A 19,202-nucleotide genomic window follows, 5' to 3' on the forward strand; every position below is an offset into this window, starting at 1 on the left:
AATCATAAAAATGATTTCGGTCTCTTTTTAGTAGACTATGCTTTGGTTGAACCTTTTTCGTAAATACCATGAGGCAATTCGATTGTTTTTTGTTCGATTTCTTCTTTGTTCATCATTTTTGTCAATAGACGCATTGCCACAGCACCGATATCATACAATGGTTGTGTCACACTGCTTAGACGCGGACGTGCTACTTCGGTTAGCAATGAATCATTGCTGGTGATAATTTCGAAGTCTTCAGGAACTTTGATTCCTTTATCGATTAAGCCATCTAATAAACCAATCGCTAATTCATCATCAGTTACATAAGCTGCTGTTGCGCCGCTATTTAAAATACGGTCAGTCAATGCCAAGCCTTCTTTAAAGTTATAAGGTGCTTCAAAGATCAAGCCTTCATTATATTCAAGACCATTTTCTTTCAAAGCTTCTTTATAGCCACCCATCCGTGCTTGTCCATTGATTGCATCAATCAAGGCGCCGCTGATGAAAGCAATTTTTTGATTGCCATGTTTTGCCAACAAATCGATGGATTCTTTTGTTGCTGCTGAGTAATCAATATTAACACTGCCGACTTGTTCATCTGGATCGATTGAACCCGCTAAAACGATCGGTGTTTTTGAACGTGAAAATTCTGCCCGAATCTCATCAGTGATGCGGTGACCCATAAAAATGACACCATCCACTTGTTTAGCTAATAAGTTGTTCAATACATTGACTTCTTTTTGAGCTTCGCCGTCAGAATTGGCTAAAATAATATTGTATTTATACATAGTAGCAATATCGTCAATCCCACGCGCCAATGAAGCAAAAAACATGTTGCTTACATCTGGAATAATCACGCCGACCGTAGTTGTCTTTTTACTTGCCAGACCACGGGCAACTGCGTTAGGTCGATAATCTAAGCGTTCAATCACTTCTAACACCTTTTTACGTGTTGTGGGTTTTACATTTGGGTTGCCATTGACTACACGAGAAACGGTGGCCATTGAAACATTTGCTTCGCGGGCAACATCGTAAATCGTAATTGTTTGTTTTTCCATGGATAGATGCTCCTTTTAAATTGTTTTCAGAAAATATCATTTACATTTCTAAAAGATAATAGCACGTTGTTTCATTGATTGCAACCGTTTTACCCTTTTTCTCTCATTTTTTTGTAAGCGTTTTACAACAATCGTTTTTCAATAAATTTTATTAGTGTTACAATGAACCTACTGTTAAAGGAAAGAAGGATGTCTAATGAACCAAGAAAAAGTTTCAGAATTACGCAAATGGATGGAGAAAAACAATGTAGATTTGGCTTATATTTCTGATGCCAGTCATATTGGCTATTTTTCCGGCTTTGATAGCAATCCCATGGAACGTGTTTTAGCTTTGTTTATTCCACTTGAAAAAGATCCATTTCTTTTTACTCCAGGCTTAGAGGTGGAAGATGCCAAAGCCAGCAGCTTCGAATACGATGTGGTGGGCTACTTGGATAGTCAAGATCCTTTTGCACTAATTGTGGATGAAATTAAAAAGCGTTATGGTTCCCCTAAAAAGATCGCCCTAGAAAAAAATCAATTAGTCTTAGATCGTTATTTACGTTTAAGTGAAGCCTTTTCAACTGCCGATTTTTCGGCTGATTTGACTCCACTTGTTCAAGAATTGCAACTATATAAAACTGAAGACGAATGTCAACGCTTGATTGAAGCTGGCTCAACAGCTGATTTAGCTTTTGAAATTGGGTTCAGACATGTCAAACCTGGTGTTTCTGAAGAAGAGATCGTCGCAGAGATTGAATACGAATTGAAGAAAAAAGGGATTAAGCAAATGTCTTTCCCAACTGAAGTCCTAGCTGGACCAAATGCTGCCAGCCCCCATGGAACTCCCGGAAAAAACACTTGTAAAGAAAATGAATTAGTTTTATTCGACCTTGGAACAATCGTTAACGGTTACTGCAGCGATGCAACCAGAACAGTCGCTTGTGGCCAGCCAACCGATCACCAAAAAGATATTTACAATATTGTTCTAGAAGCACAATTAAAAGCTCAAGAAGCAGTAAAACCAGGGATTACTTGTGGAGAGTTAGACAAGATTGCCCGTGATGTGATTGAAAGCCATGACTATGGTGAATATTTCAATCATCGCTTAGGTCATGGAATTGGTACAACGATCCATGAATTTCCACAAATCGTTGGTGGAAATGACCTTGTTGTTAAAGAAGGGATGTGCTTCTCAATCGAGCCAGGAATTTATTTACCAAACGATGTCGGTGTCCGAATTGAAGACTGTATTTATGTAACAAAAAATGGTTGTGTCCCATTTACTAAAACTTCAAAAGATTTGATTATCTTATAAAAAAAGCCGCCATTCAGATTGAATGGCGGTTTGTTTATGTTTACTATTATGCTGGATTATTCTTTTCGACTTCTTCTTTTAGTTCTTCCTTAACCTCGGAAAAATCAGGTTCTTCTTGTTTAAGTTCTTTTGTTTTTTCAGCCAAAGCCTCAGCACCTTCAGCTGCAGTCTCCTTAGCGTCAGCTTTAGCTTCTTTAACAGTGATGACGATATCATCAGAAGCATCCTCTGCAACGTCTTGTACATCACTTGCTGCTTTCCGGAAACGATCTGACAAATCAGAACTTTGCCGTTTCAAATCTTCTAATGTATCGGATGCAATGTCATCCATATCGTCTACAGAATCACTAACTTTATCCTTCATATTCGCAGCCAGGTCATTGGCTTGTTCGCTTAAATCAGCAGCTTTGTCCTTTACAATCGAACCCATTTCACTCGTCTTAGTTACGAACTCATCGGTATAATCTGATGCTAAATCTAACCAATCATCTGTTTTCTTTGCTAAATCTTCGCGTAACTCTTTACCAGACTTCGGTGCTAATAATAAAGCTATTGCCGCGGCAGCAGTTCCACCGATCAAGGCTCCTGTTAAGAATTTTCCTCGTTTTGCCATTCCTATCCCTCCGCTTTCGTAGTTGTCTTACGGTCTTTAAAGAATTTCATTGTTGTTGCGCCAACTTTTCCCGCAACACTGGCTTTTGTTGCCGTTTTTCCGACACCGCCAACTTTCCCCGCTAAATTTCGACTTGTGTTATTCAAGTCAGAAACACTTTGACTTAGATCTGCCACCGCGGTGAACAGTGGATCGATTGTCTCGACTTTTCCGTTAATATCATTCAGTAAATGGTTGCTTTTAACCAACAATCCCTCTACTTGCTGCATAAGTAAATCCACATCTTTGGTAAGAACATCAATCGTCGTATTGGCTTCCGTCACGGTTGTCTCGACTTTCTCAACTGTTTTAGAGACCTGGCTCAACACACGCACTAAAAAGATAACCAACACGACAAATGCAAGTGCCGCAATAATTGCCGCAATGCCACCTAAGCTCATTCAATCGCTCCTCTCATTTTTCACTGACTATGCTAATTCAAATTATACCATTCCCGTAGAAATTTATGAAAGAGAAAGGGCCGATTGTAACAAAGCAACGAGTAATTCTCTGTCTTATTGAGTAATTTTGGCAAATTTTTGCAAGATACCGCTATAGATGATCTCTAAATCACTAATTAATTCCTCTTCGTCAATTGTTCCCTCAGTAAAATGATCGGCCTGACCACGGAAATAATTCGTCAGCACACGTTCAACTTGGAGAATTTCCTTTTCATTTAAATCACAGTCTAAGAAGATTCGTTCAAATGCTGATCTGAGAAAAATTGAAATACTTTTCTCATAAGAAACTGAATATTCTTTTTCGTAAAATACTGAATAAAAAACGTGCTGTTCCTTGGCATAAGTGGCCCAAGTTTTTCCTAATTCGATAAAAGCGCAGAGTTCCGCCCGTCCCATTAAAGAATCTACTAATTGTTCACGAAAGTCTTCCATTGCTCGTTGGATGACGGCTTGCCGCAGCTCTGTGATATTTCCAGTATGAGTATATAAAGAAGGGGATTTGACAGCCAAACGATCGGCAATTTTATTTAAACGTAACCCGGTGATGCCCGATTCGCAAACTAAATCCATCGCACATTCGATGACAGTTTCTTTATTTAATCGAGAAGTTTTCATTGAGTCTCCTTTTAAAATCAGTCTTTTCAAGAAATATTATATAACAAAACACTTGAACAATTCTATAAATCATTTCAACATTTTAGAATAAAAGAAGCTCTTATTATCACTTTTAAAATAACTGATTATATAAAAAAGAGTGTGACGGAATTTCCGTCACACTCTTCCCACAACTAAGTGATTAGCTACTATTGTTAGTTCTTAAATTATTGTTTCTTCGTTTTAGCTGCATCCTCACTGCTTAATTCTTTTCCTAAAGCAATGATATAATCATGTAATTTGTCTTTAATTTCTGGATGCTTCAACCCATATTCAATACTGGTCGTCATAAATCCAAATTTATCACCGACATCGTAACGTTTTCCCGTAAATTCTTGAGCAAAGACGCGCTGTGTCCGATTCAAAGTATCAATCGCATCTGTTAACTGAATCTCATTGCCTGCTCCCGGTTTTTGGGTTGCTAAAACATCAAAAATCTCAGGAGTTAACAAGTAGCGGCCAATGATTGCCAAATTACTTGGTGCTTCTTCTGGTTTAGGCTTTTCTACAAAGTTCTTGACATTAAACAAGCCTTTAGAAACTTCTTCGCCTGGATTGATGATCCCATATTTTGAAGTATCTTCTTCCGGCACACGCATTACTGCGATCGTTGAAGCATGGGTTTTATCATAATCATTCATTAATTGTTTAGTCAAAGGAACGCGATCTTCCATCAAGTCATCGCCCAACATAACAACAAATGGTTCATTTCCAACAAAAGCCCGTGCTTGTAAAACCGCATGACCCAACCCTTTAGGATGAGATTGACGGATAAAATGTAGATTTACATCTGTTGTTTCTTCCACCAATTTCAACAGATCGGTTTTACCTTTTTCTTGCAAGTTCATTTCCAACTCGATATTTGAATCAAAGTGATCTTCAATCGGCCGTTTCGCTTTTCCGGTGACAATCAAAATATCTTCGATTCCCGATTTCAAAGCTTCTTCAACGATAAATTGAATCGTCGGCTTGTCAACGATTGGTAACATTTCTTTCGCCATCGCTTTCGTGGCTGGTAAAAATCTGGTTCCCAACCCTGCGGCTGGAATAACTGCTTTTTTCACTCGCATGTATCTTTTCCCACACTTTCTAATCTAATGTAAATTCATTTTCAAATGTACCTTCGCGGGTCATTAAATCATTGCAGGCCTGCCGTACATCTTTATCATTGTATAAAACATCATAGATCGTCTCTGTGATTGGCATACTGACATTCAGACTATCAGCTAACTCTTTCGCTGCTTTAGTCGTGGAGACGCCTTCTACAATCATCCCCATATTGTCTAGGACTTCAGCTAATTTATGTCCTTTGCCTAACAGATTTCCAGCTCGCCAATTCCGCGAATGAATCGACGTACACGTTACGATCAAGTCACCGACTCCACTCAATCCAATAAACGTTAAAGGGTTAGCACCCATCTTCACACCTAAACGACTGATTTCAGCTAAGCCGCGGGTCATAATCGCCGCTTTGGCATCGTCACCATACTCAAGTCCCGCTAAAGCACCGGCACCTAATGCAATAATATTTTTTAAAGCAGCGCCCATTTCAACACCGATGACATCTGGATTGGTATAAATTCGCAAATAATCATTCATAAATAATTTTTGTACGTATTCCGCTAAGTTTTGATCTTCGGCAGCTGCGGTAATTGTTGTAATGTCATGGACAGCAACTTCTTCCGCATGACTTGGTCCAGATAGAACCGCCACGCCTTGTCGAAGTTCTGCTGGAATTTCTTCTATTAAAATTTCTGAAATTCGTTTATGACTTCCTTGCTCTAAACCTTTACTTGCATGGATGATCACTGGTTTATTTTCAGCTACTTGCGCAAATTCCTGAGCCACCGACCGGACTGCTTTGGTTGGAACTACAAATAAAACAGCATCCGCATCTTTCACAGCATTTTTTAGATTTTTTTCTCCTTTAATGCTTTCAGGAATTTTTAAATCTGGCAAATAATGACGATTCGTATGGTACGTATTAATCTCGTCAATTTGGGCCTCATGATTTCCCCAGAGCGTTACTTCATGCCCATTTTCAGCTAAAACTTGTGCAAGTGCCGTTCCCCAAGAGCCTGGGCCTAAAACTGCAACTTTTTGCTTCACAGTGATTTCCTCCTAGTTTTTCAAATACTTCTTTGATTATCATAGCATAGATAGTAAATTCTTCCGTGCTAGATTAAAGCTTGATTAGTCCCTTTATCCCGTTCATAGGGCTTCACATTTGGTAATTTTTTACGGCGATAATACAGTAGGACAACCCCTGCAACAAATAACAAGGCAGACAATAATTGTGAAACGCGGATTCCGCCAAATAAGTAAAGACTGTCTGTCCGCATCCCTTCAATAAAGAACCGGCCAAAACTGTACCAGATTACATACCCTAAAAAGATTTCGCCACGTTTAACTGTGAGCTTTTTCCGTAAAAAGATAATCAATAGAAAACCTATCAAATTCCACATTGATTCATATAAAAAGGTCGGTTGACGAAAAGCCCCGTCAATATACATATTGTTAATGATAAATTGTGGTAGATGTAAGCTTGCTAAAAAATGCCGTGTTGTTTCGCCACCGTATGCTTCGTGATTCATAAAGTTTCCCCAGCGTCCCATAGCCTGTGCCAACATCACGCTTGGTGCCACGACATCTAAAAATAGCCAAGGATCAATAAAGTGACGGCGGGTATAGATGATCAAAACGATGACTGCTGCGATTAAGCCACCATAAATTGCTAATCCCCCATTACGCGTATTGAAAATTTGGATTGGGTCGGCTAAATAAGGTTCTAGATCGAACAAAATATAATACAATCGAGCTCCGATGATCGCAATTGGTAATGCCCACAATAGAAAGTTCGTCATATCGTCTTCTTTTAAACCCACTCGCGAAGCCTCACGATTCGATAACCACAAAGCGATGGCAATTCCTGAAACAATGATGAGCGCGTACCAATAAATTTGAAGACCAAACAATTCAAAGGCTACACGATTTACTTGAGCTACCATCTTATTGATCGGAATTTTCTTCGATTAATTGAGTTAAGCGATCTTCAAAGGTCTTCGTCGCATCGTAACCCATCGTCCGAGCTCGGAAATTCATTGCCGCAACTTCAATGATGATCGCGACATTTCGCCCGGTCTTCACGGGGATCTTAACTTGTGGAATTTTCACTTCCGCGATTTCTACTTCGGTATTTCCGCTGCCTAGACGATCATATTTTTTATCCTTCGACCAGCTTTCCAAATAGACCACTAATTGAACTGGCATCGAACCACGAACAGCGCTCGCCCCAAATAAATTCATCACATCGATAATTCCAATACCGCGGATTTCAATTAAATGTTGTAAAATTTTCGGTGGTTCACCCACTAAAGTCAATTCATCCTGTTGATACACATCCACTCGATCATCAGCAATCAAACGATGCCCGCGTTTAACTAATTCCAACGCAGTTTCACTCTTACCGATCCCGCTGTCTCCTTGAATCAAGACACCCAAACCATACACGTCTACTAGAACACCGTGAACGCTGGTCCGAGGCGCTAAACTGCCATTTAGAAAGCTTGAGATTTCACCTAATAAACGCGATGTTGAAATTGGCGAACTCAAAACTGGAATATCACGCTCACTAGCCGCTTGAATCATTTCTTTTGACGGAGCCAACCCGCGTGAAATGATAAAAGCAGGAGTATCATCACTGCACATTTTTCGTAAAACCATTAACCGCTCTTCTGGCATCATTCGTTCCGCAAAGGCGATTTCTTTATTTCCAAATAGCTGCAAACGATCATGAGAATAGTAATTAAAATAGCCAGTCAATTCTAAACCCGGACGAGAAATATCGCCGGTAGTGATGACCCGCTCCAGACTTGCTTGATCGCCTGTTACTACTTCTAATGAAAGTTTATCGACTAATTCTTTTACTGTTACTGTTTCAGCCATATAATCCCTCTTTTCTACACTTCCGCTCTATTTTATCATTTTATCCATGGAGTGACTAGGTGGATACTTCTTTCAACCATAATAAAAAAAGGCTTTACAAATAATTTATAAAGTCAGTGGGGTGGATGTCATTCAATTACAATTTATCAGACTTTTTTTTTCCACTTTCCTATAAAATGAAGTGAACTGACAGCTAATTCGTTCCTAGGTAATAATTTTTTCAAAAATAAAAAAAGATTGATTCGTACAAGCCTACGATCCAACTATTCTGCAATTATAATAGGAAAATTTTTTTAATTCCCCCAATTTTAAATAACTGGAAAAAGTTAGACTAGCAAAAACGGATAGGTAAGTTAATTACCTATCCGCGTATTTATCGATATTATGTTCTGAAACGATCACATTGATCAACGCCATAACAATTGCCACTAAAACCGAAACAGCAAAGCTGGAGAAGCCAAAGCGAAAATTTCCTAATAAGTTGGAAGTCAATTGCAACATACCAGCGCTAATTACAAAACTGAACAGTCCTAAAGTTAAAATATTTAACGGGAGTGAAAGCAACGTCAAAATTGGTTTCACTAACATGTTTAATATTGATAGAACAAAGCTTGCAGCAATAGCCATCGTTAGACTCTCCACATAAACGTAAGAAGGAAAGAGCACCGAAAGTGAAATAAAAATCAATGCATTAGCTATTAAGCGCTGTAGGTACGTCATTAAAAGTCGCTCCAGTCATCATCGTCGATTTTGTCCGCTTTCTTGCGTTGGCGGGCTGTTTTATTTTCATAATTCTTATAATTGTTGTTACCATAGTACGGATTGTTATGTCCATATGAATCGCTACTTTTTGCTCCAGCAGGAATCACTAATGCTAACAAGATATATAATATGACCGGTGCGCCGATTAAGCCGAAACTTAAGAAAACATAAATCACACGCACGATTGTTGGGTCGATGCCGAAATATTCGGCAATCCCAGCTAAGGTACCGGTCAGTACCACATTAGATCGTGATTTTTGTAATCTCTTTTGCATATGAATCTTCCTTCCTTATTATTTCTTAATTGTCAAAATCTTTCAAGAAAATGCTTCCGGTTGTTGTCGAAACATCGATTTGAGCCATTTCATCGGCTACACGACGAAATTGTAGTAAACGATTAGTTTTTTCTTTTTTCTCTCTGACAACTTCGTAATCTGATAAACGATCATTAATACTTCCTAGGCTGGTTTTAGCTAACCCTTCTAGGCCAATCGTTTTTCCTAGCGAAACTTTCACATTCCCATTGACGGAGCTGGCTTTGATTTTTTGTAAGCTATCGTGACCTGCTGTTAATTTTACATCACCATTAACTAAAGAGATCCCATAATTTCGGATTGCCGCTTTAGTTGCGATACTGCCATTAACTGTTTCGATAATGGAATCTAAAATCTCGCCTTCGCGAATCTCAATATTGCCATTAACGCCTTGGATCTCAAGCATCGTCGCATTAATATGTTTAAAATTGATATTGCCATTGGTTGTCTTGGCATAAACATCTTTTGCATCCATTTCGTCAACCGTCAAATCACCATTTAAGAGTTTGACTGCCACATGATCATAGGTCCGTTTTGGCAAATAAAAGACTAAATCTGCTTGTACCCGTTTATTTGGGATTTGGAATGAGATATGCTCATCATTCACTTCAATCTGGCTACGTTCCAATAAAGATTGTAGAGGCGTCGCTTCATTCATTTTACCATAAAGCTTGATTTTCGCATCCACTTTGATCGCTGAATCATCCCAGGATTTTAAAGTAACTTTCCCATTCGCCAGCTTGATATCAAGCAACGTCGGCTCAACATCGGTGTATAAAAATTGATGCTCAAACTTAGACGTTACCAAACCTGGAACTTTAACATTAAAATCTTTCCAGTCTACATTTTCTTCAACTGTATCTGAAACAGTTTTCCAAGTTTTTTTCATTAAACGGCCTAATTGAACGCCCGCTTCACCTAATTTTTCACTAACTTGCGTAAAAGTTTCCGATGCTTGGTCTTTCAAATCATCTGGGATATCAAAACGTGCGCGATTGCGTGCTTGGCGTCGATCATTTTGATCATCTTGAACATTTTTTAATTGTTCTTCTTCCTCAGCTGCTTGATTTTCTAGCTCATCGATTTGATCCTTTAACTCATCGATTTCAGCTTCCACTGCTTTACGGATTGCATCATCTTCTTCTGATAAGGTATCTAGTTCTTCTTTTGTATCTAATTCCATCAAGACTTCTTCTTTTTCATGAAGAGCGGCTTTTAAGTCCTGCTTCTTCTGATTAATTTCATCAATATGAGCAGAAATTTGGTTGGCTTCCGTTGCTAAATCATCGAAGTAAGCTTCAAGATCTTCCAAGTCCTGTTCTTCAGAGCTTTTCACTTCTTCTGTGTCCTTTTCCCAGTCATTCACTAAATTGGTCGCTTGGTCACGGTGGTAAGAATCGACTTTATCAGCAGCTTGTTTGATCTGCGCTTCGTCTTTTGCCTTGGCCATACTTTCTAATAAATCTAAACCTTCTTCAGTCGATAGAATTCCTTTTTTAACTAACTCTAAAATTCGTTGTCTTTCATTCATAGAAATTGCCTCCTTCAAAAAGCAAATACATTACTTTTGTTTACATTCATATTATGCAATGTTTTTGAGTATTTGTCATAGGACTAAAGACCCATCTTTTTATCCGACTTCCTAAAACAGCTATCTCTTTCTGATTAATGAAGGGATTAATATTTTTTTATTTAGCTAAAAATAAAGTTTGATAGTCCTTAACAAAGGTTTCAAAAGAAATTGGCTCACGCCCAAGCACCTCATAAATCGTAGTTGTTACTTTTTTAGCATTACCTAGCTGAGTGATCAAATAAAGCATTACCATCACATTTACATAATCTTTCTTGATCCCTCGTTGTAACATCGTTTTACGAAATTTCAATAAACTAGGTCGGCTATAAGTAATCAGTTCTTGCAAAACGCTCGTCATAATCGCAGCGGCTTCTTTGTAAGTTAGAGCAACTTGACCAGTAATCTCAAGTGCTTGATCGAGATACTGACGATTCAATAAACATTCAGCTCCTACAGCAGCGATATCCCGTGTATCAATAAAACTAGTTTTTGAATTGCCGGCTGGCACAAAGAGATCTTGCTGCTTTTGGATATCTTCCAAATGCGTCGTACTCAAATTTTGCATGAAGAAACTCGGGCGAATAAAGGTATGGGGAAGTTCAAGTTCAATTATTTTCTCCTCAATTTTATGATGAGGTGTCATCGGATTCTTTTCTACACCAATCAAAGAAACAAAGACGACTTGCTTAATTCCCTTAGCTTTCAATTTTTCTAAAAAGGGAAACATATCCTTTTTAGGCGTTGCTAATTGGGGTGGTCGCACAAAAAAGACGCGATCAACATCCTGCAATGCAGCATTAAACGTAGTCGGTTCTAAAAAATCAAAGGCCTTTACTTCCACATTTTTAAATGGACGGAAGGTCTCATGGGCCTGTTCCGGGTGACGCACACCGGCAATGATTTCTATATCTTCTTGAGCCAAGCGTTCAATTAACGGAAAACCGATATTACCCGTTCCGCCAATAATTAAAAATTTTTCCATGATATCACTCCTGATCTAATTGCTCTAATAGTTGATTTAATCGTTGCTGTTCGTCTTCTGATAAGGGTGCAAGAAAGGATGACAACACCTCGTCACTGATTGCTTTACCAAATTCATAAGCCTGTTTTCCTTGAACGGTCAGTCTTAAATAATAGGCCCGACTATCTGAGGGACTCTGAATTCTACTAATAAATTTTTTTTGTTCCAAACGTTTTATCATTGCTGAAATCGTGGGTTTATCCATCTCCAGCAGCTTGGTTAATTGATTTGCCGTGATTGTTTGATTGGTTCGCTCAAAGCGCCTGATTTGCTGAATCACGGCCCATTGTGGTGCAGTCAACTCCCCTTCACGCAGAGCCGTATTTAATTGATAAGTTAATTTTTTAGAACTGTTCATGATTAAGTACCCAGTATTTTCCAAAAAAACACTTCCTTTTCATGTGGTTAGTTTACTAACTATTTCTTTGTTCGTAAAGTAAAAACGCCAATTATTTAGATTCCCTTAACTAAAAAAGTTGTCAGCTTTAGAAATAAGAAGCTCCTTTTGGAATACCATTTATTCAAAAAAAACGGAGGTATGACAAGTTTTTGTCACACCTCCTATAATTTACTAAAAAGTCTCATTGTGGTTGCTATTCAACTCGGTAATTTTTCCGGTAGCTAAGTATACGATCCATTCACAAATATTGGTAACATAATCACCCACACGCTCTAAGTAACCAGCGACATGCAAATAATCGGTTCCGCTAATAATTGTAGCAGACTCTTTTTCCATCATATTCGTAGTCATGTCGTAGATTTTTTGAAAATAATCGTTGACACGTTCATCCATCTTAGCGATCATCCGAGCATCTTTTTCATCTGTTTTTACGTAAGCGATCAAGACATTGTCGACCATCTTTTTCACATAGTTAGACATTTCATTGATTTCTTTCTCAACTTCTAAAATTCGTGGTAAGCCTTTTAAGCGAATCGTTGACTTAGCAACCGAAACGGCATGATCCCCCATCCGTTCCAAATCAGAACTAGCTTTCATGATTGTAATAATTGTTCGTAAATCAGTCGTAACCGGCTGCTGCAAAGCAATCATTTCAAAACTTTTCTTTTCTAAGCGAACTTCCATGTCATTGATTTCGGTGTCGTGATCAATAACTTCTTGAGCCAACTTTTTATCATGGTCAATATACGATCGCACCGATTTGTGGACGGCGCTTGAAACCATCATACCCATTTCATAAAATTGGTTGTGCAAATTTAATAATTCTTCTTCAAATTGTGTACGTAACATCTTTGCCCTCCTTATTAAGCTTGATTCTCTGCCCCTTTATGCGTAACATAAACTTGTTCATTTGCTAGTGAAGCCCTCTCTAGCCAAATTTTCCTGAAATATAATCTTCGGTTTCTTGTCTAGCCGGATCCAAGAAAATTTTCTTCGTTTTCTCGAATTCAATCAACTCTCCCTGCAAGAAAAAGGCGGTGCGATCGGAAATTCGTGACGCTTGTGACATATTGTGAGTTACGATAATGATTGTATAATTTTCCTTCAATTCCAACAACATATTCTCAATTTTACCGGTCGAAACAGGATCCAATGCACTCGTCGGCTCATCCATTAAAATGACTTCAGGATTGACAGCTAACACGCGCGCAATACAAACTCGTTGCTGCTGTCCACCAGATAAAGACAACGCACTCTCATGTAATTTATCCTTTACGTCATTCCAAACTGAAGCAGCTTTTAAACTTTCTTCCACTACTTGATCCAGTTTGTTCTTATCCTTTTCACCCTTTAATTTTAACCCATAAATGACATTTTCGTAAATCGAAAATGGAAATGGATTGGGTTGTTGAAAGACCATGCCGATTTCTTTACGTAATTCCACCGTATCAGTCTTAGGGCTGTAGATATCTTTTCCCTTATACATCACACTGCCGGTAATTGTTACACCTGGAATCAAATCATTCATCCGATTCAACGAACGTAGATAGGTCGATTTCCCGCAACCTGATGGCCCGATCATCGCAGTAATCTCACCTTTTTCGATTTCCATATCGATGCCTTTTAGGGCCTCTTTTTTACCATAATATAAATGAAGGTCTTTAGAAGTAATAATCTTCGACATTCGATTTTCTCCTTTTTCATCATTAGGAATTAATTTTTCTTTTCGAAAAATTAGTTCTATTTTCAAGCCGTATACCATTCCACTAGCTTTTACTTCAAAAAACAACTCTTTTCTCTATTCGCGTTCTCAACTAGCGCTAACTGTTAAGTAGTGGAACTGGCATCCTTTTTCATCATTAGGAATTAATTTTTCTTTTCGAAAAATTAGTTCCATTTTCAAGCCAACTCTTAACCAAAGTGACCCGAAACATAGTCTTCAGTAGCTTGGATTTTTGGCCGAGTGAAGATTTTAGCAGTTTCATCGTACTCAATGACGTTGCCTAAATAGAAGAAGGCCGTATAGTCACTAATTCGAGCTGCTTGCTGCATGTTATGCGTTACAATAATAATTGTGTAATTTTCTTTCAATTGAACCAAGGTTTCTTCAACCGTCCCCGTTGAGATTGGATCCAGAGCACTAGCCGGTTCATCTAATAACAGAATATCTGGCTTCATTGCAATTGCCCGAGCGATACATAGACGCTGCTGTTGTCCACCAGAAAGTGCCAAGGCACTCTTATCTAGATTGTCTTTCACCTGATCCCATAAAGCCGCTTGTTTCAAACTTGTTTCGACAATTTCTTCTAATTGATGCTTGTCATGCAGCCCATGTTGTTTCAAAGCAAAGGTGATGTTCTCACGAATTGATTTACTAAAAGGATTAGGCCGTTGAAAAACCATCCCAATCCGTTTCCGCATTTCATAAACGTCAATATTAGAAGCATTCACATCCACTTCTTTATAGACAATCTTTCCTGTCACGCGGGCACTAGCAATTCCATCATTCATCCGATTTAACGAACGAAGATAGGTCGATTTCCCACAACCCGAAGGTCCAATTAAAGCAGTGATTTTATTTTTTTCAAACTCAAGGTCAACACCCTTAATAGCTTCATTATCGCCATAATAAACATGTAGATCTTCTGTATGTAACGCAATTTCACCAGGCATCCGGATCAGGTTGCGTTCATCCCAATTATATTCTTTCATCGAATTGCTCCTTGTTTATACTGATGTTGAATTTTTCAATGCTTAAGCGGAAGTCATTCTTTTATGCAGACGTTTACCGATTGCTCGCGCCCCAAAGTTAAAGAGTAATACGGCTAAGATCAGTACTGCCGAAGCACCGGCCGAAACTGCCGTACCATCTGGCATTGTCCCTTCCGTGTTGATTTTCCAAATGTGAACGGCCAATGTTTCAGCCTGACGGAAAATACTTAACGGACTTGAGACACTCAAGGGATTTAAATTGGTAAAATCCAATGCGGGTGCACTTTGTCCAGCGGTATAAATCAAAGCCGCTGCTTCACCGAAAATACGCCCAGAACTCAAAATGACCCCCGTCAAAATTCCCGGCAATGCATCGGGAACGACGATTTTTGTAACAGTTTCCCAACGTGAAAGGCCTAATGCTAGTCCTGCCTCACGCTGAGTATAATGAATCGCTCTCAGTGATTCTTCGATATTTCTGGTCAGTAACGGTAAGTTGAACAACGTTAAGGCTAATGCCCCTGAAAGAATCGAGAAGCCGTAACCAAACTGAATAACAAAAATTAAGAAACCAAACAAACCGACAACAACGGAAGGTAAGGAACTTAAAATTTCGATTGAGGTCCGAATGACATTCGTCACCCAATTTTTCTTGGCATATTCTGATAAATAAATTCCTGCTCCTAAAGAGATCGGCAAACTGATAATCATCGTAATTAGGAGTAGATAAACCGAGTTAAATAATTGAATCCCAATCCCACCGCCTTCTTGATAGGCTTTTGAAGGAGCTGTTAAAAATTCCCAAGAAACATGGGGTAACCCGCGAACCAAAATATAGAGTAATAGAAAGGCTAAGATCGCAACAATCAAACCAGAAACCGTGTAAAGTACACCTGTCGCGATTTTATCCGCGCGTTTTGCTTTATCCATTGCTGATCTCCCCTTTCTTACCGATATAACGAATTAAAATATTGAAAACTAAAGACATAACCAACAAGATGAGGGCTAATGACCATAAGACATTATTTTCTACCGTGCCCATAATCGTATTTCCAATCCCCATTGTCAAAATAGAAGTTAAAGTTGATGCTGGTGTGGTCAAACTAGTTGGCATCAAGGCCGCATTACCAATCACCATTTGAATTGCTAAAGCTTCACCAAATGCGCGAGCCATTCCGAAAACAACTGCTGTTAAAATTCCCGGAACTGCTGCCCGTAAAACAACTTTATAAATCGTTTGCCAGCGTGTTCCACCTAAAGCTAAGGAAGCTTCCCGATAATGACGAGGAACCGATTTTAAAGTATCCACAGTCATCGTAGTAACTGTCGGTAAAATCATAACGAATAGAACAAACGTCCCGGAAAGAATCCCAAAACCCGTACCACCAAAAATTGATCGGATAAAAGGGACGATTACCGTTAAACCGATAAACCCGTAAACAACTGAAGGAATTCCCACAAGTAATTCAATGACCGGTTGTAAAAATTTCTGCCCTTTGGTGGGAGAAATCTCCGTCATAAAGACGGCTGCTCCAATCGCAAATGGGGTTGCCACAATTGCTGATAGAAAGGTTACCATAAATGAACCTAAAATCATTGGTAGTGCCCCTACTAGTGGTTTCCCATCCGGTCCTGTCGCACTTGGATTCCAGACTGTACCGAATAAAAAGTCGAATACATTAATCTTATCTACAAAAAAGGTTGATAACCCTTTACTTGCTACAAAATAGAAAATTGCTCCTACCACAAACACGATTAGCGCGATACAAATAAAACTAACAAAGCGTCCGCGTTGCTCAATTTTCGCACGTTTTGATTTCGTCGTGAGCGCTTTTTTTACATCTTCATTCTCCAAGGCTGACTCCTCCTGATTCCTTCAAACTAATCCACTTGATTTTTTTACAAACCAACAACATCATTTTACCTGTCGAAAATCAATTTCCTTTTAACCTCTTGTAACGCTTCAATGACAATTGTAAAGAATGTGTAAATTCTAAAAAGACTTTCTCTAATCACCTGAATAAAAAATAGCTGTAGCAAAAAAATCATTCTACAGCTATTTTTACTAAACACCAACTATTGTTACTAATGCTATTTTTTCACCAATAAATTGACTACCGCAGCAATCGCTCCATACAGCAGACCACCAATCGGCCAAATAATCCAACTGATCTGCCAATTTCCGGTCACTAAACTATAGCCCACATAGGCTGCTGTCAAAATCAACCAGTAAACAGTTGCAATCGCTTCTAATGCAGGTGAACGTTCTTTCGCTTGTTTGCTATAATCACCTTCTTGCAATAGCTTCAACATACTTTCCCAGCGAATCCCGTTAATAATAAAAAGTAGCATAGAAGAAGCCACAATTACTAGTAAGAGACATACTGCCATAACCTTAACGACATCACTTGTAAGTAAAAAACTAAGAAATAACGGGACCGTACTCAAAATGACCAGACAAGTAGCAAGAATATTGTAGCGAACATAGCGATCATGATATTTTTTTTGCCGTTCTTTGACCATGCCGGTTACACCGTACTCAGTCTCAAATACTTCATCATTCAAATAGGTGAAATCAGCTGTTTTCGCTCCGCTATAGATGAAAAGCGCTACCGCTGGTGTAACGAAGAGAACCAGTAATAATAATCCCAGTCCAACTGCCATTGCTTCTGATATCCCAAATACTTTCTGATCAGCCCCAGCGCCTAACAATATCAAACCAATCGGGGACAAAATACACAAAAATACACCAATAGCAATTAATTTAGCGGTCTTTTCCTTAACAATCAAAAAATCTTGAGCTTCTGCCAAAGTCACTTTGCGCGTATTTTCCAAATCGCCTGCTGCAATATATTCGGCATCTTCCAACTCATCTTTAAATAAATAATCGGTACTGACGCCAAAAAGTTCTGATAATCGAATCACTTTTTCGATATCAGGGATTGACTGTGCACTTTCCCACTTCGAAACCGCTTGGCGAGAAACATTCATTAACTCCGCCAATTCCTCTTGTGTCCAACCATTCCGCTTCCGCTCTTGAATAATTTTATCTGCTAGTATCATCATACTCACCTCTCGTTTTGATTTACTACTTTCTAAGTTAAAAATACCGAAAAAACGAGTTACCTACTACCAAGCGGTGGTTGTTTTTTGTCAACGGACAGTTGCAAATCGTTGACACAAGCAAAGAAAGACAACGTTTCCATTATCTGCTATTTAAAAAGCGTTTCATTAAATGAAATGAAAAAATAGAAGCCTACTTATGCTAAAAGTATACCGAGCTTCTTCATAAAAAGCTGTTATCCTGCTCAGCGATTCGTTTAACACTTACAATAAAAAAAGATCCTAACTATATTCAGTCAGGATCTTTCCTATAAATCTGCTATTTAATTTGATTTCCTTGCCAATCGCGTTCCACTTTCATTTCTGAAATCGGGATATAACCAAGTTGAGAAACAATTTTCCCTTGAACCTCTGCTGAAAGCGTATAATCCAAAAATTCTTTGACTAACTTGTTGGGCTCACCTTTTGTATACATATGCTCATAGGCCCAAATCTTCCAATGATTTGTGGTAACATTTTCATCTGTTGGTTCCACATTATCAATGTTTAGTGTTTGAACATCTTTTGTGACATAAGAAAAGGCTGTGTAACTAATCGCTCCTGGTGTATCCGCAACGATTTGCCGGACCATCCCGCTTGAATCTTGTTCTTGTGCTCGAACCGCAGTCTTTCCGTCCATGACCCACTGTTCAAAAGTTGAACGCGTCCCGCTACCGGAAGCTCGATTCAAAATGACGATTTCTTGATCTTTACCGCCGACTTCTTGCCAATTCTTGATTTCCCCAAGAAAAATCTTACGTAGATTTTCTAAGGAAATATTTTTTACTCCGACACCCTTATTTACAATGGGGGTAATCCCAACAACTGCAACTTTATGATCAACCAATTTTTTGGCATCAATCCCATTTTTTTCTTCGGCAAATAAATCAGAATTCCCAATCTCGACCGCGCCAGATTGAACTTGACTCAAACCTGTCCCGCTCCCACCACCTTGGACGTTAATAAAGCGACCAGGATTTTTGCTTTGGTATTCTTCAGCTACCGTTTCAACTAAAGGTTGTAACGCCGATGAGCCAACTGCTGTGATCGATTCACCTCGATCAATCCATTTTGAACAACCCGACAAAAGCAAAAGTGTGCCGACTAGGGGAAGTAACCATTTCTTCATGAAAAGTCTCCTTATTCGTTTTTTAAACTAACCATATAGCTTTTATGAGTGCTGAGTTCCTGTCTTAATTAATAGATCAAACAGACACTATTCCCCAGCTGCTCTCTTTGCGACTCCTTCAAGGAGCTAGTTCATTTTAT

At 38.8% G+C, this 19,202-nt stretch carries 21 protein-coding genes; 1 reads left to right on the top strand and 20 read right to left on the bottom strand.

The window, feature by feature from the left end:
- Positions 1–35 precede the first annotated feature (35 nt).
- Positions 36–1,040, bottom strand: a complete 1,005-nt coding sequence (gene ccpA / locus EP1_RS02380) for a catabolite control protein A (protein WP_067622866.1) — start codon at positions 1,038–1,040, stop codon at positions 36–38.
- Between the two features lie 196 nt (positions 1,041–1,236).
- Between ccpA and EP1_RS02385 the strand changes: the two genes are divergently transcribed.
- Positions 1,237–2,337, top strand: a complete 1,101-nt coding sequence (locus EP1_RS02385; protein ID WP_067622869.1) for a M24 family metallopeptidase — start codon at positions 1,237–1,239, stop codon at positions 2,335–2,337.
- Between the two features lie 46 nt (positions 2,338–2,383).
- On the opposite strand, the gene EP1_RS02390 is transcribed toward EP1_RS02385, so the two are convergent.
- From EP1_RS02390 to EP1_RS02480, 19 genes are all read right to left on the bottom strand, one after another.
- A complete protein-coding gene (locus tag EP1_RS02390; RefSeq protein ID WP_067622872.1) occupies positions 2,384–2,950 on the bottom strand; it encodes a YtxH domain-containing protein in 567 nt (188 codons plus the stop codon).
- Between the two features lie 2 nt (positions 2,951–2,952).
- Positions 2,953–3,390 carry a DUF948 domain-containing protein gene (locus EP1_RS02395; protein ID WP_067622876.1) on the bottom strand — a complete coding sequence of 146 codons (438 nt, stop codon included), beginning with the start codon at positions 3,388–3,390 and terminating at the stop codon, positions 2,953–2,955.
- A 114-nt stretch (positions 3,391–3,504) separates the two neighbouring features.
- Entirely contained in the window at positions 3,505–4,065 is a 561-nt protein-coding gene (locus EP1_RS02400; protein ID WP_067622879.1) for a TetR/AcrR family transcriptional regulator, read from the bottom strand.
- Positions 4,066–4,271: 206 nt separating this feature from the next.
- Positions 4,272–5,174, bottom strand: a complete 903-nt coding sequence (gene galU, locus EP1_RS02405) for a UTP--glucose-1-phosphate uridylyltransferase GalU (RefSeq protein WP_067622883.1) — start codon at positions 5,172–5,174, stop codon at positions 4,272–4,274.
- A gap of 19 nt (positions 5,175–5,193) precedes the next feature.
- On the bottom strand, positions 5,194–6,213 hold the full coding sequence (locus EP1_RS02410; RefSeq protein WP_067622885.1) for an NAD(P)H-dependent glycerol-3-phosphate dehydrogenase: 1,020 nt from the start codon (positions 6,211–6,213) through the stop codon (positions 5,194–5,196).
- A 68-nt stretch (positions 6,214–6,281) separates the two neighbouring features.
- On the bottom strand, positions 6,282–7,112 hold the full coding sequence (gene lgt / locus EP1_RS02415; protein WP_067622889.1) for a prolipoprotein diacylglyceryl transferase: 831 nt from the start codon (positions 7,110–7,112) through the stop codon (positions 6,282–6,284).
- Between the two features lies 1 nt (position 7,113).
- Complete coding sequence (gene hprK / locus EP1_RS02420; RefSeq protein ID WP_067622892.1) at positions 7,114–8,049, bottom strand: HPr(Ser) kinase/phosphatase; 936 nt, start codon at positions 8,047–8,049, stop codon at positions 7,114–7,116.
- 357 nt (positions 8,050–8,406) lie between these two features.
- Positions 8,407–8,769, bottom strand: a complete 363-nt coding sequence (locus tag EP1_RS02425; RefSeq protein WP_067622895.1) for a phage holin family protein — start codon at positions 8,767–8,769, stop codon at positions 8,407–8,409.
- Entirely contained in the window at positions 8,769–9,086 is a 318-nt protein-coding gene (locus EP1_RS02430) for a PspC domain-containing protein (RefSeq protein ID WP_067622899.1), read from the bottom strand. Before EP1_RS02430 ends, EP1_RS02425 begins: the two co-directional genes overlap by 1 nt.
- Positions 9,087–9,111: 25 nt before the next feature.
- The gene (gene liaX / locus EP1_RS02435) at positions 9,112–10,656 is read right to left on the bottom strand and encodes a daptomycin-sensing surface protein LiaX (protein WP_067622902.1); all 1,545 of its coding nucleotides are present in this window, start codon (positions 10,654–10,656) and stop codon (positions 9,112–9,114) included.
- A gap of 157 nt (positions 10,657–10,813) precedes the next feature.
- Positions 10,814–11,680 (bottom strand): NmrA family NAD(P)-binding protein, encoded by an 867-nt coding sequence (locus tag EP1_RS02440; protein WP_067622904.1) that lies wholly within the window; start codon positions 11,678–11,680, stop codon positions 10,814–10,816.
- A gap of 4 nt (positions 11,681–11,684) precedes the next feature.
- A complete protein-coding gene (locus EP1_RS02445; protein WP_067622906.1) occupies positions 11,685–12,101 on the bottom strand; it encodes a MarR family winged helix-turn-helix transcriptional regulator in 417 nt (138 codons plus the stop codon).
- Positions 12,102–12,290: 189 nt separating this feature from the next.
- A complete protein-coding gene (phoU, locus tag EP1_RS02450; RefSeq protein ID WP_067622913.1) occupies positions 12,291–12,968 on the bottom strand; it encodes a phosphate signaling complex protein PhoU in 678 nt (225 codons plus the stop codon).
- 79 nt (positions 12,969–13,047) lie between these two features.
- Entirely contained in the window at positions 13,048–13,803 is a 756-nt protein-coding gene (gene pstB / locus EP1_RS02455) for a phosphate ABC transporter ATP-binding protein PstB (RefSeq protein WP_067623182.1), read from the bottom strand.
- 227 nt (positions 13,804–14,030) lie between these two features.
- Positions 14,031–14,831, bottom strand: a complete 801-nt coding sequence (gene pstB / locus EP1_RS02460; RefSeq protein WP_067622916.1) for a phosphate ABC transporter ATP-binding protein PstB — start codon at positions 14,829–14,831, stop codon at positions 14,031–14,033.
- 42 nt (positions 14,832–14,873) lie between these two features.
- Positions 14,874–15,761 (bottom strand): phosphate ABC transporter permease PstA, encoded by an 888-nt coding sequence (gene pstA / locus EP1_RS02465; RefSeq protein WP_067622920.1) that lies wholly within the window; start codon positions 15,759–15,761, stop codon positions 14,874–14,876.
- Complete coding sequence (pstC, locus tag EP1_RS02470; RefSeq protein ID WP_067622923.1) at positions 15,754–16,686, bottom strand: phosphate ABC transporter permease subunit PstC; 933 nt, start codon at positions 16,684–16,686, stop codon at positions 15,754–15,756. Before pstC ends, pstA begins: the two co-directional genes overlap by 8 nt.
- A gap of 236 nt (positions 16,687–16,922) precedes the next feature.
- Positions 16,923–17,897 carry a helix-turn-helix domain-containing protein gene (locus tag EP1_RS02475; RefSeq protein ID WP_245630577.1) on the bottom strand — a complete coding sequence of 325 codons (975 nt, stop codon included), beginning with the start codon at positions 17,895–17,897 and terminating at the stop codon, positions 16,923–16,925.
- 316 nt (positions 17,898–18,213) lie between these two features.
- On the bottom strand, positions 18,214–19,062 hold the full coding sequence (locus EP1_RS02480) for a phosphate ABC transporter substrate-binding protein PstS (protein ID WP_067622926.1): 849 nt from the start codon (positions 19,060–19,062) through the stop codon (positions 18,214–18,216).
- Positions 19,063–19,202: the final 140 nt, after the last annotated feature.

The organism is Enterococcus pseudoavium NBRC 100491 (assembly GCF_001544295.1).
GTDB lineage: Bacteria > Bacillota > Bacilli > Lactobacillales > Enterococcaceae > Enterococcus_A > Enterococcus_A pseudoavium.